This window comes from Leptospira weilii serovar Ranarum str. ICFT, assembly GCF_000332415.1.
Taxonomy (GTDB): domain Bacteria; phylum Spirochaetota; class Leptospiria; order Leptospirales; family Leptospiraceae; genus Leptospira; species Leptospira weilii_A.
Map to the genome: position 1 here is coordinate 21,459 of NZ_AOHC02000014.1, position 12,574 is coordinate 34,032.

Below are 12,574 nucleotides of genomic sequence, written 5' to 3' on the forward strand. Positions count from 1 at the left end.
GAATCAATTTTCCAATGCCTACGAGTTCGAAACTTTGTTAACCTACATTCGAGAAAATCGAAAGTACGTATTCTTCCTACTTTTTGCCTGGGTGATCGCCGCCGCGTGGATTCTCCCGAACCGATATAAATTATTGAGTAAACTGGCGCTTGCGATTCGTCCGCCGGGTTACGATCTTAAAACCGCCCAAGAATTTATCGAAAAGGGAGACTCGATTTTACAACGAGAAATCTCTTATCAGGATTTGGGGGAAAGAATTCCGGATTTGGATGTGATGCGCGAAGCTTGTCTTTATTATTATTCTCTCAGTGAAAGAGATACCGTTTTATACAGACCCGCTTGGACGGATTCCATATCGATCTGGAGATTCAAAGACTCCGGAATGAACGATGAATCCGGCGGGAAAAAACTTTCTTCCAAATCCAGAAATCCGATCACGGGAAGTTTTAATCCGGGAGAATATTGGAAAACGGTTTCTCCCACCGTACTCGAAGCATTGGACTATTACAAAAGAGCTTTGAACTTTTCAGGTCCCGACTTGAACGTTCCTAAAAAAATCGAAAAAACCGCGTTAGCCGTTTGTCGCCCCGAAGAAGTTCTTCTTGCATACGCGGACTACGTTCGAAACACCGAAGAAGCGGTTCGGGTCGTGATGGAAGAAACGAAAAAACCGAAATCCTTTTTCTCCTGCAACCGAAGCGAAGAGCCGCCGAACGTATTGACCGAAAAACAAAATCAGATGAGGGTATGGTCTCAGATCAAATCCAATTCTTTCGTGATCGATCGGGAAAAAAATCTCAAGGTCAGTACGAACGATTTTAAAAAGGCTCTCAATCTACTCGCGTTCGGGATATACAAAACGGGGCTCAATTCGATTTCTCCTCTGGAAGCGGACGGAATTTTGGAAAAACTGCTTTTCTTTTCCGATCCGGGTACGATCGAATATGACGAATTGCTAATGAAAAGAGGAATGCTCAATTATCAACTCGGAAAACGGGACCCTTTCTTTTTAAACAAAGCGATCTTTTATTTTAGAGAAACTTCCAAATCGAACTTCTTGGAAAAAGGTTCCGTTTTCGAATCCGGACTGATGATCGTACGCGCGGAAATCCGCAAAGGACAACTCGACGACGCTTTGAAAGAATTACAACAACTCGAAACGGACCTTTATACGATCGACAAGGCTTATCGAGTTTCGGGTGGTGGAAGAAGCGATCTTGTGGAAGATCGAAAGAAACTTCTCAGGTACGTTCTCAGAAAAAAAGGAAGATACGAAGAAGCGGATGAACTCTATGTCGAAGAAGATTCGTTATTTTGATTACAACGCGACTCATCCTCCGTTTTCCGAAGTACTCGTAAAAATTCAGAACGATTACTTCGAAGATTTTTACAATCCGTCCGGTGCGACCCGTTTTTCCTTGGCAAGACAAGGAAAGATAGAAGAAGCCCGGAAAGTTCTGGAATTTTATACGGGCAAACCCGCGAAGGAATTTACTTTTTCTTCCACAGGAACCGAAGCCAATCATCTCCTAACGCACGCAATCCGAGGGAAGTTTGACGGTCGTGCGATCGTTTCCTCTTTGGAACATTCTTCGATGTATTCCGCTCTGAAATTTGCGGGATTCGATTTTCAAAAAATCCGTTCCTTATCCGAAGGTGAAATCGATTTAGTTCATCTCGAAGAACTTTTGAAAGAAAACCCTTCTCCGATTTTTATATTACACGTCGCTAATGAATCGGGTGTGATTCAACCTTTGGAAAAGGTTTATCAACTTTCCCAAACCTATTCCGTCCCGCTCTTTAGCGATCTGATACAATCCTTCGGTAAATTAGAAATTCCTTTTGAACTTTTGGACGGGTTTACCTTTTCCGGACACAAAATCGGGGCCGGAATGGGAGCCTCGGGAACTTGGATTCGGTCGAACTTGGTTGCAGAAAAGGAATTTTCGATCTTTCAGGGAGGGAACCAGGAGAACAATCACAGGGCCGGAACGGAGAACTCTCCGGCAATATTAGCACTTTCTGAAGTACTAATGCGTAGAATCCCCGAACAAAAATTAAAAAACGAAATTCTAAAAAGTTTTCAGACACAAATCGAAACCGTTTTGCAAGAGTGCGATTGTAAGATCGTCGGAAAAAACGCGATTCGAATTCCTTCCACTTCCTTTTGTATCCTTCCCACGGACGACGTGGACTTTTTTATGATGGGAATGGAAGAAGCGGGTTTTGTAGTTTCCACCGGATCTTCCTGTAAGTCCAGGTCGAGAGAACCCGCGCCGTCTCTTTTGTCCATGGGCTTTTCGGAAGAAGAAGCGTTACGCGCCATTCGAATTTCCACGGGTTGGTTTACGACTTCGGAAGAAGTGGACGAACTTTGTGAAAAAATTCGGGAAGTGTTGAAATCTCTCGGCGACTAGAATCGGATGCGAACGGTCATGCCATCCACGAATCGATTTTTTTCCGGAATGATCCTACAAATCCGATTCCGGAGGTATTTAGTTAGTGAACCGAATCCGATCTTTTTAAATCGATTTATAAATGGGAGCGATATAAAACAAAATGATAAATATTCTTTTTAGTATGGACGCACGGACCCCGTTTCGATTTAGAATTTCGCATCAAAAAAAAATAAGGATTTTCCAAAAATGTATATTATAAAAACATTGTACTCCATTCGATTTTTCATTTTGCTTTTTCCTATTTGTATTCTCGCAAACTGTGGCATCGGGTTCTATCAAAAAAACGCCATTAATATGCCTATCAGATCGACCTCGTCGGATTATCGCGGAAGTTCGACAACGGAAATGGAATTTTTACGCATCAACATCATCGACGGACAAGTGGAAACTCTCTATGGAATGAATGTAGGAATAGCCAATACGGTAAAGGACGGTATGGTGGGATTACAAGCGGGACTTTACAACGAAGTTTCCGGAACCGCAGCCGGAATTCAAGTAGGAATCGTAAATAGTAATACGAACGGAATCTTCGGTATTCAGATAGGAGGCATCAATTCAGGCCGTTCTTTTACTCGAGGAAGTAAATCGGGAAATTTAGGAATCGGAATCTCAGCGGGTGCGGTTAACTTCGCTACTTTTGGAGTGAATGTGGCGTTATTCAATTTCGGAGTCGGCCTCAATGTCGGAGTCGCAAATTACGGTGCCGGGGCCAGTATCGGAATCGTAAATTACGGTAGCGGGTTTAAACTAGGAATCCTAAATGTAGATGAGGAACGCCGCGACGGATTCTTGAATATAGGGGTAATCAATCTGGGTAGACAAGGTTCGGGAATTCAAATCGGAATTATTAACTACTGCCCCAACGATACGATTCCGATCATGATCCTTGCGAATTACTGTTCAAAGTCTTCTCCTGAAAAAGTTAAATCAAAAACACCGCCGAATACGGATTCGGCGGCTGAATCCGAAAAATAAATACGACTCATTCATTATATTCAAAAATCATGATTTAATAAATGATACTTTGTATACGCCGATCAAAATTTGAAATAGTTTCATCAAATTCGAATAGGATCGAAGTTCGGATCGGAATTAGCGCCCAGATCGGCTGGATCAATTTCATCGACTCCGATCAATCTGTGACACAATTCGGTCTTCTCAACTTTTGTAAGAGAAACATTGTTCGTAATGATCGGATTCAATTTTTGCAAATGACTGTAATTCCCAAAATTATCTTAGACAATCGAATATTCGGAAAATAGTTTTTGACTCAAATTTTCCACTTCCGAAATCCTTGATTCGTATTAAAACGGAATTGACAGTTCGTTTTATTTTATCTAAAGTGCCACTCACCCATTCATTTATACCATGAAAATCAATCTCAAACAAAACACGAAAGCGTTTCTTGTCTTGTGCGGAATCTTGATGTTGAATTGCGGTTTTGCACTAACCCCACGAATTACAACACGTCTTCCTCCGAAAACGGAAACCGAAGTACTTCGATTCAATCTTCTTTACGGAACACTTCAAAATCTGATCGGTTTAAATTTAGGAATCGTTAATACGGTAGAAAATCGAATGATCGGGAGTCAAGTCGGGATTGTAAATCTCTCGAACCGAGATACTTACGGCGCTCAAGTTTCGATCTACAATTCAAGCAAAGATCTAATGATCGGCGGCCAAGTTGGAGTCGTAAACGCTTCCGAGGGAAATACGTACGGAACACAAGTCTCTATCTACAATTCAAGTCGAGATCGTATGGTTGGCGCTCAGGTAGGACTTGTAAACACTTCCGAAGGAAGTACATACGGAGCACAAATCGCTCTCATCAACAGCGCGAAAGATAAAGGAGCCGGAATTCAAGCGGGCCTTGTAAATTATTCCGTAGGGGATTCTAAAGGACTACAAGCGGGTCTCGTCAACATCGGGCAACAAAGATCGGGATTCGATCTTACGATCGGAGCGGGTAACTTTCAAACCAAAGGGTTAATGATCGGAGCCCTGAATTCAGGCTCGGAGGGTGTCAACGTAGGAATCATGAACGAAAAAGGAAGCGGTTTCAATCTCGGAGCCTTGAACATTCAAGGAAACGGAATCAACATAGGAGTCTTGAACGGAGGAACGGGAATTCATATCGGTTTGATCAACGCTTCGGGAGAAGAAGATACGGACGAGCCCACTTTGGAATTCGGGCTTCTCAATTTCTGCGGGAAAGGATTATTTCCCGTAATGATCGGATTCAACTATTGCAAATAACCATGAAACATAATCATTCTTTAATATTCAAAATCTCTTTTTCTCTTTTCGGAATCGTAGCATCTATTACGCCGCTTCTTAACTGCGGTGTAACCGGATTCAGCGGTTCCAAGTCGTTTGTACGAATCCCAGTAAGATCCGAAACCGAAGTCTTTCACGTCAATCTTTCGACCGGTGAGGTGAAAAACTTATACGGAGTCCACGTCGGCTTCATCAACCTTGTAAAGGAAGACCACGTCGGAATCCAAGTCGGAGCCGCAAATAGTTCCGAAGGAAACACCTACGCAACTACACAAGTCGCATTGTACAATATTTCCAAAAAAACGGGTTTTGCCCTGCAAACGGGTGGAATGAACGAGGTGGAGGGCGGCGCTGGAATCCAAGTCGGACTTTATAACAAAGAAAAAAAAGGAATTTTCGCCCTCCAAACGGGCGTAGTGAATACCGCCGAATCCGGCGCCGGAATTCAACTGGGGATTTATAACGAAGAAGCCGAAGGATTTTTTACCGTCCAGGCGGGCGGAGTAAATTCGGTGGGAGAAAGTAAAACCGGAATTCAATTAGGAATTTATAATGCAAAATCAAAACCGGGTATATATTTAACCTTAGGCGGAGTGAATAACGGCGGGGGTGGAATCACACTCGGAGTCATCAATTCCAGCGGAGGCAACGGACTGAACGCGGGGGTTTTGTACAATTCGGGCGGCATAGGAGTCAACATCGGAGCGATCAATCGAGGAAAGGGAGTTAATGTAGGACTTTTCAACCGAGGAACCGGGTTCAACGTTGGAGTCGTCAATAAAGGAACGGGGTTCAGTGTCGGAGCGGTAAATGTCGGAGGCGGTTTCAGCCTCGGAGCGATCAATATCGGAACGCTTGGAAACTTTCAAATCGGAGCCATCAATATCTGTCCGGACGGGGTTTTTCCGATATCGATTCTTATCAATTATTGTTACAAATGATTCTTTTTCAAAAAAAATCCGTTCTTTTATTACTGTGTATTTCCCTTACGTTTCTTTCGGCGGTCTTTTGCATGAGACAAACGAAATCCGAAGAGAAAATCGATTTTTCAAAACTCGTTCCTCACAAAACGATCGAGATGGATATCGACAAACAAGCTCAAGTCGAATTCAGTTCCGTTCCGGATAAAAAAAATCAAAGTAAAAGTACGGAAACGAAAGTTCCCCCGACTCTCGTCGGTATTTTATCCCCTTCGTTGGAATCCAATACTTTGGTCGTTCCGCCGAATACCAAATTCATCCTGTCCCTGAACGCTTATTGTTTAAAATCATCGGGAGCCGGTCCGCATAAGGAGGAGCCTTACCGAGTCATTCGAGTGGATGAACGTAATGAAATTCGAAAACTTATAAATAGTATGTGGGGCCAATGTAATTCCAGATCGGAGGTGCAATCACTTGCCTGGAATATTACAAATGGTGTTCCGCATAACGTGCTTCCTCCGTCTCAAAAACAAATGCTCGGTTTATCGGGACTTTTTAAAGTTGTGGAAGACATTCCGCTTGTGGGATTCGGAACAAAAATCATTAGCGCTCCTATCTCCCTTGCTCAAAATGTATTCGTCTATACCCTTGACAACTTCGCTTCCATAGAATCGGAGATCATGAACCGCAAGTCTACATACCAGATACCTGTAAAACCGGAGCCGAGTCAACACGGTCCGTTCTTAATCGAAGTATTGAAAACGAATAGTTTTTCCGGAGTTCTGATTTCGGTTTATAATTATACGACGGAACCGGCTAAATTTCAGGCTTACGAATTTCAATTGATGCCGGAACGAAAGGACGTCCAACCCTTAGCCATAGAACTTTCCAGAACGCTCGCCTGTAACTATAAAAAGACGACTCCGATCATTCAACGTTAGATCATTTATAATTTCAGGAAATCGAAAAGACGATGAAATTCATTTGTTTTACGCGACTTTTCATTTTTTGCATTCTGCTCTTCGTTTATCAATGCGGCCTCGCAATGACTCCTCGGTTCACTACCAAAATTCCTTCCAATACGGAAACGGAAATCTTCAGGCTGAATCTCCCCATGGAGAAGTTAAAAATCTTTACGGGCTCAACGCAGGAATTGTCAACGCGGTTAAAAACCGTATAATCGGAGCACAAGTCGGAATTCTAAACTTTGCTCGCAATCTAATTGGAATTCAAATTGGAGCCGTCAATCTTACACATCGCAAACACGCCGGTTTGAAAATCGGACTTTTCAATTTTGGAGTTCCTTTGCATGCTTTGGCTCCTGATTCTGTCGACATACCTACAACGAGAATTGGGGTCTCGATCGGCATAGCTAATTTTGAAACACAAAACGGAAACATCTCAATCGGTATCTATAATTACGAAGCAGGTATCAACATAGGAATTATCAATATATCAGACCCACACCACAAACAAATCCAAATTGAAATCATCAACTATTGTCCGAACAACACAATTCCCATCATGATCGTAGCAAACTATTGTTCAAACTCTTCGATTCAACCGAAGTCACAAGAAACAATCGATACGACCGTAGAACCCGCAAAATAACTAAAAAGACGCATCCCCGTACTACAATCAAAAAAAGAAAAAACATTCCAATTTCAGAATATTCAGGAATCTGCTTTAAGGCAACGACTGATAGATCTTCTCCGCGTAACGATCGGTCATACCGGCCACAAAATCGCTGATCACACGATACAACGATTCTTCCTCGATCCGTTCCTTGTAAGTATCCGGAATTTTTTCGGGATGTTTTAAAAAGTAATCGAACAAGGACTCGATCACTTTTTTCCCGTAATCGCTCATACGAACCAAATCCTCGTGGCGATAGAGTTTTTCGTACAGAAACGTTTTGAGTTCTCTGAACTTTGAATTCACCTCGTCCGAAAAGGAAGCGATCCGAATTTCCCGTTTCCAAAGACGAACCAAATCTTCCGTGGACTCAACTTGATTTTTTTCCAATTGATGCGAAATATTTTGAATCAGATCGGAAACCATAAAATTAGTAAGAGTTCGAATCGTCGTACGGACCAAAATTTTTTCTCCGGCGTCCTTGTACTGCAACTTGCAATTTTCGTAAACTTCCTTCCAAAAACGATTTTCGGATAAATCGCCGAGATGAAGATAACCCATCTCCCAACCGTCTTCGATATCGTGGCTCGTATAAGCGATCTCATCCGAAAGATCCGCGATCATTCCTTCGAGCGAAGGACCGCTCTCTTTTCTTTCCAAAAGCATCATGGAAGGATCGTAATCGGTTCCGTGTTTCATAAGCCCTTTGAGGGTTTCTCTGCATAAGTTGAGACCCGAAAAATTCGGGTATTTCTTTTCGATCGAAGTTACGATTCGCAGGGATTGTTTGTTGTGTTCAAAACCGCCGTGATCTTTCATAAGACCCGATAACACCTCTTGACCCGCGTGACCGAAAGGAGTGTGACCGAGATCGTGAGCCAGCGCAATCGTTTCGGAAAGATGAGAATTGAGTCCGAGTGCGTTTGCGATCGTTCTCGATAAACCCGCGACCTCGAGAGTGTGAGTCATTCGATTTCTATAATTCTCGCCGACGGAAAAGATGAACACCTGAGTCTTATACTGAAGGCGTTTGAAGGCGCTGGAATGAAGGACCCGATCCCTGTCTCTTTGAAACGGAAGTCGGTAGGAATGTTCCTCTTCTTCATGGATTCTTCCTCCGTTATGGGCGCTCGAAATCGCATAAGGCGCCAAACCATCTATTTCTTTTTGCAGTAAATCGTTTCTGGAAAAGTACACGTTTTACAAAAATCGGACACTTTTCCCAAAAGTCCCTCCTCTTTTTTTGTTTGTTTACTGCTATTTTAAAGGAGCCAGATTTTACTGTCAGAGAAATCCTAACCCAAGGCGTTTATAGTAGGAATGGAATTCTTAAATCTTCTCGTTTACATCTTTTCCGAATACGGATATATCGCCGTCTTTTTGGTTTTGATTCTCTGCGGTTTCGGACTCCCCGTTCCCGAAGACATTTCCTTAGTTTCTGGCGGAGTGATCGCCGGACTCGGAAAGGCGGACCCTCATTTTATGTTTTTGGTCGGGATGGCGGGGGTTCTCATCGGGGACAGTTCCGTTTTTTTGATCGGGAGAATCTACGGAGTTCGAGTTCTTCAGATTCCGATGATTTCCAGGATCGTCACACCCGAACGGTTTGCAAAGGTTCAGGATAAAATCTCTCGTTACGGAAATTGGGTCACCTTTATGGCTCGATTTATGCCGGGTCTCCGAATGCCGATTTATCTCACGACCGGAACCTCGGATCGAATTTCATTTTATCGTTTTGTAATCCTCGATTTCCTCGCAGCCATTATCTCGGTACCGATTTGGGTTTACTTGGGATATTTCGGAGCCTATAATTTCGATACACTGATGCGTTGGGTTCACAACGGTCAACTTGCGGTGCTCGGACTGATAGGAACGGTATTTTTGCTCTTCGGAATCGTGTATTGGATTCGTAAGAAACGATCTTCTCTCTGAGAATTTCTTTACATCTTCCGGCCCTCGGTTATTTTTTGACCAGCTATGGACATTCTTGCGCAGCCGGTGCTTGTGCTGAATGCCGGTTACGTCCCCATCGGGATCCGGTCGGTCAAAGACGCCCTCATCCTGATCATCCTTGAAAAAGCGCAACTCATCAAGGATGATCAAAACTATTTAATCCGTTCCGAAAAACTCAAATTTACCGCGCCTAGAATCATACTTCTACGGGATTACTACAGGGTTCCGCCGAGGAAAGATCGGGTTTCCCGAGAAAATATTTTTCAAAGGGATAACTATCACTGTGTTTATTGTGGAAAAAAATTTCCGAGTTCCAAACTCACACTGGATCACGTAATACCTCGGAGTCGGTGGGAACACGTACCCAAAAAGGAAAGACCGAAGGAATTCAATTCCTGGGAGAATCTGGTCGCGGCGTGTAAACATTGTAACACTCGAAAAGGAAACAAACTTCTCACCGAATTGAAGTGGAGCTTACCGGAAGAAAATCGGGTGACACCGAAACTACGCTTTCCACTCTTCTCAATATCGGATCAGCAGGCTGAAAAGTTCGGCTGGAGGGAGTATATTTCTTTTTGAAACGTCTTTATCTTTTATTTCTGCTACCGGTGTTTTCGTTTTTACTCGGATGTCCTCATTACTCCACAACCAGATTGATCTCCACTCCGCCCACGTTGATCAGCGTCATTCCGATCGCAAGCGGATACGAACTCAGGATGAGAGCCGGAAATCCGGAACTTCTTTTCAGCGGATATCGATTGTATGTCGGAAATACCGAAAACGAATCCAGATTTCCTTCGGGACTTGACTCCGGAATCGAATGTGTAAACGGAATCCTGAATATAATTCCGAACCAACCTCTGGAATATTCGATCGAGTTGAGTCCGAACGACGGGCCTTTGGCCGCAATCGGAACCGGAGAAAACGCAAATCGAATCTGCAAGATGAACGTTACTCTCTCTTCGGGTCAATATCTCACTCTTCGTTCTCAAGTGTTGGTCGTCAGCATCACGAACGGAAACGCATCCGGTTTCGTTTTTTCGATGCCTTCCAATTCTCTTAGGGTTCCTTAAACCAAATCTCGATCTTGGCGAGGATATCTTTCGCGTCAGCGACCCAGATACTCTGCGGATAAAAAGAGATCAATTCTTCGAATTCCGATTTGGAAATTTCCAGGGAAGACCTAAGTTTACGAAGAGCCGGATTCTCCTCTCCTTTTAAAAAAATCGGATTTCCTTCCGTGAGTTTGTAATACTCGTGGATCGCAAAATCGTAGATTTCCCTCGCTCGTTTGTAGACGTTATAATCGTTTTGGTCGGAATTTTTGGAGCCCTGAGAAATATTCGTTTTTTTGAATATTCTTTGTTCCAGATGGAAATATAAAACGTTTCTGTATTCGATCAGTTGTTTGAATAGGGAATCGTTTGAGAATTCTCCCGTATCGGGATGATATTTTTTGGAAAGGAAGTAGAAACGACTTTTTAAATTTTCTTCATCGAACCCCGGTTCTAAACCTAGAAACTCCAGGGCTCTCTCTAACAGGTCCCCGTTTTCCAATAGTCTTGTCTAAGATGCGCTTTTAATTGAATCTGAACCTGAACCAGGTTTAATTCTTTTTGATATTCTTTCAGAATTTCTCTCATCCTTTCTTCCACTTGAGAATGTAGAAATCTGGATTCTTCCATTTTTTGAAACAGAATTTCCGTAAGTTCGATCAATTCCGAAGTCTGAGGAACTCCTTCTTCCAATTTCTCGATCTTTCGATCGACGGAACAAAGTTGTTCAATGATTTTTACGTTGGAGTTTTCGATCCTGACCCCGCCTTCTCCGTCTCCGAAACCGAACACGTCCATTTGTCGTTTTTGATTGACGATCAATTGTTCCAACAGAAGGATTTTATCTCCGTAGAGGACAACCAGGCTGCGGTTCGAATCGACTGAATTGGAATCCGACAAGTTTTACCCCTGAATGGATAAACCGTTCCCGCGATTTTGAAACGGCGCCGAAACTACGTTGGATTTTTCTTTTTTCTCGATTTCTTCCCACGCCGATTTCAGATCTTCCATATATTTGACGATCTCTTGGATGATTTCGGAATCCTTCTTCATGTTCGCTTCTAGAAGACGTTTTTTAATATAAACGTAAATTCCTAGGAGGTTGTTCGCCACTTCCCCGCCTTGTTCCAAGTTGAGGGCAAGCATGAGTTCGGTAACGATCTCCCCGGCTTTGAGGATATGGTTATTCACCACATCGTATTTTCGGGGTGTATTATTCTCCAGAGCGATATTTAGAAAACGGATCGCTCCGTCATAGAGCATCACGATGAGTTTTCCCTGGCTTACAGTCGAGATTTCGTTGGATTTATATTGTTCAACGGTCGCTGTGGATTTTCTGGCAAGTGACATGTATCTCTCCTGAAATACTCTTCGACAAAAACTCGTACCTCCTTAATGCTGGGTCTGAACATTCTTGCGGTTTCTCTCAAAACTTTAGTGGGGATCGAGAGCCCGAAAACGAAAAAAAAATCGTAGAAATCGCTTGCAAGCCGATATTTCCACGAGCCTGGCACGGATTTTCATCTTTTAAGAAGAAACTCAGCGCTAACGTTCAGCCGATTTTCGCTTGAAGTTCCGAAGTTTTTGAATTCAAATCCGCTCCCGAATACGAGACGGTTTTTGATTCTACCCGGATTCAATTTTCTTGGCAAGCCTGTTTACAAAACCTAAAAAAAAGATCGTTTTCCTGGCCTCCGGGAGAGGCTCCAATCTCAAAGCGGTTCTCCAAAAGATTCAAGCCGGAAAGATCCGAGGAACCGGAATCGGATTCATCACTGACAATCCGGACGCCAAAGCTTTGGAAGTCGCTCTGGAATTTAAACTTCCCTCCCACGTTTTAAACTTTTCTTCGTTTTCGGACAAATCAGAATATCATAAAAAACTTCTGGACCTTCTCTTAGAACTCGGACCCGATCTCATCGTCACTGCGGGTTATATGAAAATTCTGAAATCGCAAGTGATCCAAGCGTTTCCCAATCGTATCGTCAACATTCACCCTTCTCTTTTGCCGGCATTTCCGGGACTCAACGCCCAGAGACAAGCCATCGAATACGGGGTGAAGATCGCGGGTTGTACCGCTCATTTTGTGGACGAAGGTGTGGACTCGGGTCCTATCATTCTTCAAGGAACGGTGAAAATCGAGGAAGGAATGTCGGAAAGAGATTTGACTCTGGAGATTCTCAAAGAGGAACATAAAATCCTGCCGCTCGCAGTCCAATATTTTTGCGAGGATAGGCTTAAGATCCAAAATAGAAAGGTAAACATTGGGTAAACG

16 protein-coding genes and 1 pseudogene are annotated in these 12,574 nt (G+C 43.2%); 12 read left to right on the forward strand and 5 right to left on the reverse strand.

Going from position 1 to position 12,574, the window contains the following annotated elements:
- Positions 1-34 precede the first annotated feature (34 nt).
- The 3 genes from LEP1GSC060_RS03175 (at position 35) to LEP1GSC060_RS03185 (ending at position 3,434) form a co-directional block, all read left to right on the forward strand.
- The gene (locus LEP1GSC060_RS03175) at positions 35-1,318 is read left to right on the forward strand and encodes a hypothetical protein (RefSeq protein ID WP_002996162.1); all 1,284 of its coding nucleotides are present in this window, start codon (positions 35-37) and stop codon (positions 1,316-1,318) included.
- The gene (locus LEP1GSC060_RS03180) at positions 1,293-2,417 is read left to right on the forward strand and encodes a cysteine desulfurase family protein (RefSeq protein ID WP_002996267.1); all 1,125 of its coding nucleotides are present in this window, start codon (positions 1,293-1,295) and stop codon (positions 2,415-2,417) included. The genes LEP1GSC060_RS03175 and LEP1GSC060_RS03180 overlap by 26 nt, the downstream gene beginning before the upstream one ends.
- A 228-nt stretch (positions 2,418-2,645) precedes the next feature.
- Positions 2,646-3,434: an LA_2272/LA_2273 family lipoprotein gene (locus tag LEP1GSC060_RS03185; RefSeq protein ID WP_002996133.1), complete on the forward strand. Its 789-nt coding sequence runs from the start codon at positions 2,646-2,648 to the stop codon at positions 3,432-3,434.
- Between the two features lie 83 nt (positions 3,435-3,517).
- Here the strand turns inward: LEP1GSC060_RS03185 and LEP1GSC060_RS19890 are convergent, their stop codons facing one another.
- On the reverse strand, positions 3,518-3,670 hold the full coding sequence (locus tag LEP1GSC060_RS19890; protein ID WP_002995910.1) for a hypothetical protein: 153 nt from the start codon (positions 3,668-3,670) through the stop codon (positions 3,518-3,520).
- Positions 3,671-3,827: 157 nt separating this feature from the next.
- On the opposite strand from LEP1GSC060_RS19890, the gene LEP1GSC060_RS03190 reads away from it, so the two are divergent.
- The 5 genes and pseudogenes from LEP1GSC060_RS03190 (at position 3,828) to LEP1GSC060_RS20945 (ending at position 7,267) form a co-directional block, all read left to right on the forward strand.
- Positions 3,828-4,715, forward strand: a complete 888-nt coding sequence (locus tag LEP1GSC060_RS03190) for an LA_2272/LA_2273 family lipoprotein (RefSeq protein ID WP_002996150.1) — start codon at positions 3,828-3,830, stop codon at positions 4,713-4,715.
- Between the two features lie 2 nt (positions 4,716-4,717).
- Entirely contained in the window at positions 4,718-5,677 is a 960-nt protein-coding gene (locus LEP1GSC060_RS03195) for an LA_2272/LA_2273 family lipoprotein (RefSeq protein ID WP_002995945.1), read from the forward strand.
- Positions 5,674-6,597 (forward strand): hypothetical protein, encoded by a 924-nt coding sequence (locus tag LEP1GSC060_RS03200; RefSeq protein WP_002996311.1) that lies wholly within the window; start codon positions 5,674-5,676, stop codon positions 6,595-6,597. The genes LEP1GSC060_RS03195 and LEP1GSC060_RS03200 overlap by 4 nt, the downstream gene beginning before the upstream one ends.
- Positions 6,598-6,701: 104 nt before the next feature.
- A pseudogene (locus LEP1GSC060_RS20940) lies at positions 6,702-6,919 on the forward strand (LA_2272/LA_2273 family lipoprotein); the annotation flags it as partial.
- A 51-nt stretch (positions 6,920-6,970) separates the two neighbouring features.
- The gene (locus tag LEP1GSC060_RS20945) at positions 6,971-7,267 is read left to right on the forward strand and encodes an LA_2272 family surface repeat-containing protein (RefSeq protein ID WP_420805472.1); all 297 of its coding nucleotides are present in this window, start codon (positions 6,971-6,973) and stop codon (positions 7,265-7,267) included.
- Positions 7,268-7,342: 75 nt separating this feature from the next.
- Here the strand turns inward: LEP1GSC060_RS20945 and LEP1GSC060_RS03210 are convergent, their stop codons facing one another.
- Positions 7,343-8,488, reverse strand: a complete 1,146-nt coding sequence (locus tag LEP1GSC060_RS03210; RefSeq protein ID WP_002995934.1) for a deoxyguanosinetriphosphate triphosphohydrolase — start codon at positions 8,486-8,488, stop codon at positions 7,343-7,345.
- 123 nt (positions 8,489-8,611) lie between these two features.
- Between LEP1GSC060_RS03210 and LEP1GSC060_RS03215 the strand changes: the two genes are divergently transcribed.
- Genes LEP1GSC060_RS03215 through LEP1GSC060_RS03225 form a run of 3 tightly spaced genes read left to right on the forward strand, consistent with a single transcriptional unit; the run spans position 8,612 to position 10,317 of the window.
- Positions 8,612-9,223 carry a DedA family protein gene (locus LEP1GSC060_RS03215; protein ID WP_002996278.1) on the forward strand — a complete coding sequence of 204 codons (612 nt, stop codon included), beginning with the start codon at positions 8,612-8,614 and terminating at the stop codon, positions 9,221-9,223.
- Between the two features lie 45 nt (positions 9,224-9,268).
- Positions 9,269-9,823 carry an HNH endonuclease gene (locus LEP1GSC060_RS03220; protein ID WP_002995998.1) on the forward strand — a complete coding sequence of 185 codons (555 nt, stop codon included), beginning with the start codon at positions 9,269-9,271 and terminating at the stop codon, positions 9,821-9,823.
- The gene (locus tag LEP1GSC060_RS03225) at positions 9,820-10,317 is read left to right on the forward strand and encodes an LIC11661 family lipoprotein (RefSeq protein ID WP_002996195.1); all 498 of its coding nucleotides are present in this window, start codon (positions 9,820-9,822) and stop codon (positions 10,315-10,317) included. Before LEP1GSC060_RS03220 ends, LEP1GSC060_RS03225 begins: the two co-directional genes overlap by 4 nt.
- Here the strand turns inward: LEP1GSC060_RS03225 and LEP1GSC060_RS03230 are convergent.
- The 3 genes from LEP1GSC060_RS03230 to fliS are packed head-to-tail and all read right to left on the reverse strand — an operon-like array spanning position 10,304 to position 11,649.
- Complete coding sequence (locus LEP1GSC060_RS03230; protein WP_036095298.1) at positions 10,304-10,786, reverse strand: J domain-containing protein; 483 nt, start codon at positions 10,784-10,786, stop codon at positions 10,304-10,306. The genes LEP1GSC060_RS03225 and LEP1GSC060_RS03230 overlap by 14 nt on opposite strands.
- A complete protein-coding gene (locus LEP1GSC060_RS03235; RefSeq protein WP_002996000.1) occupies positions 10,780-11,199 on the reverse strand; it encodes a hypothetical protein in 420 nt (139 codons plus the stop codon). The genes LEP1GSC060_RS03230 and LEP1GSC060_RS03235 overlap by 7 nt, the downstream gene beginning before the upstream one ends.
- 3 nt (positions 11,200-11,202) lie before the next feature.
- Positions 11,203-11,649: a flagellar export chaperone FliS gene (gene fliS, locus LEP1GSC060_RS03240; protein WP_002996302.1), complete on the reverse strand. Its 447-nt coding sequence runs from the start codon at positions 11,647-11,649 to the stop codon at positions 11,203-11,205.
- Positions 11,650-11,944: 295 nt separating this feature from the next.
- On the opposite strand from fliS, the gene purN reads away from it, so the two are divergent.
- Complete coding sequence (purN, locus tag LEP1GSC060_RS03245; protein WP_002995923.1) at positions 11,945-12,571, forward strand: phosphoribosylglycinamide formyltransferase; 627 nt, start codon at positions 11,945-11,947, stop codon at positions 12,569-12,571.
- Positions 12,572-12,574 lie beyond the last annotated feature (3 nt).

Bases quoted from the DNA above. Each gene is read 5' to 3' on its own strand.
- LEP1GSC060_RS03185 (WP_002996133.1), top strand. From the start codon at position 2,646: ATGTATATTATAAAAACATTGTACTCCATTCGATTTTTCATTTTGCTT.
- LEP1GSC060_RS03190 (WP_002996150.1), top strand. From the start codon at position 3,828: ATGAAAATCAATCTCAAACAAAACACGAAAGCGTTTCTTGTCTTGTGC.
- LEP1GSC060_RS03195 (WP_002995945.1), top strand. From the start codon at position 4,718: ATGAAACATAATCATTCTTTAATATTCAAAATCTCTTTTTCTCTTTTC.
- LEP1GSC060_RS03220 (WP_002995998.1), top strand. From the start codon at position 9,269: ATGGACATTCTTGCGCAGCCGGTGCTTGTGCTGAATGCCGGTTACGTC.
- LEP1GSC060_RS03200 (WP_002996311.1), top strand. From the start codon at position 5,674: ATGATTCTTTTTCAAAAAAAATCCGTTCTTTTATTACTGTGTATTTCC.
- fliS (WP_002996302.1), bottom strand. From the start codon at position 11,649: ATGTCACTTGCCAGAAAATCCACAGCGACCGTTGAACAATATAAATCC.
- LEP1GSC060_RS03215 (WP_002996278.1), top strand. From the start codon at position 8,612: ATGGAATTCTTAAATCTTCTCGTTTACATCTTTTCCGAATACGGATAT.
- LEP1GSC060_RS03180 (WP_002996267.1), top strand. From the start codon at position 1,293: ATGTCGAAGAAGATTCGTTATTTTGATTACAACGCGACTCATCCTCCG.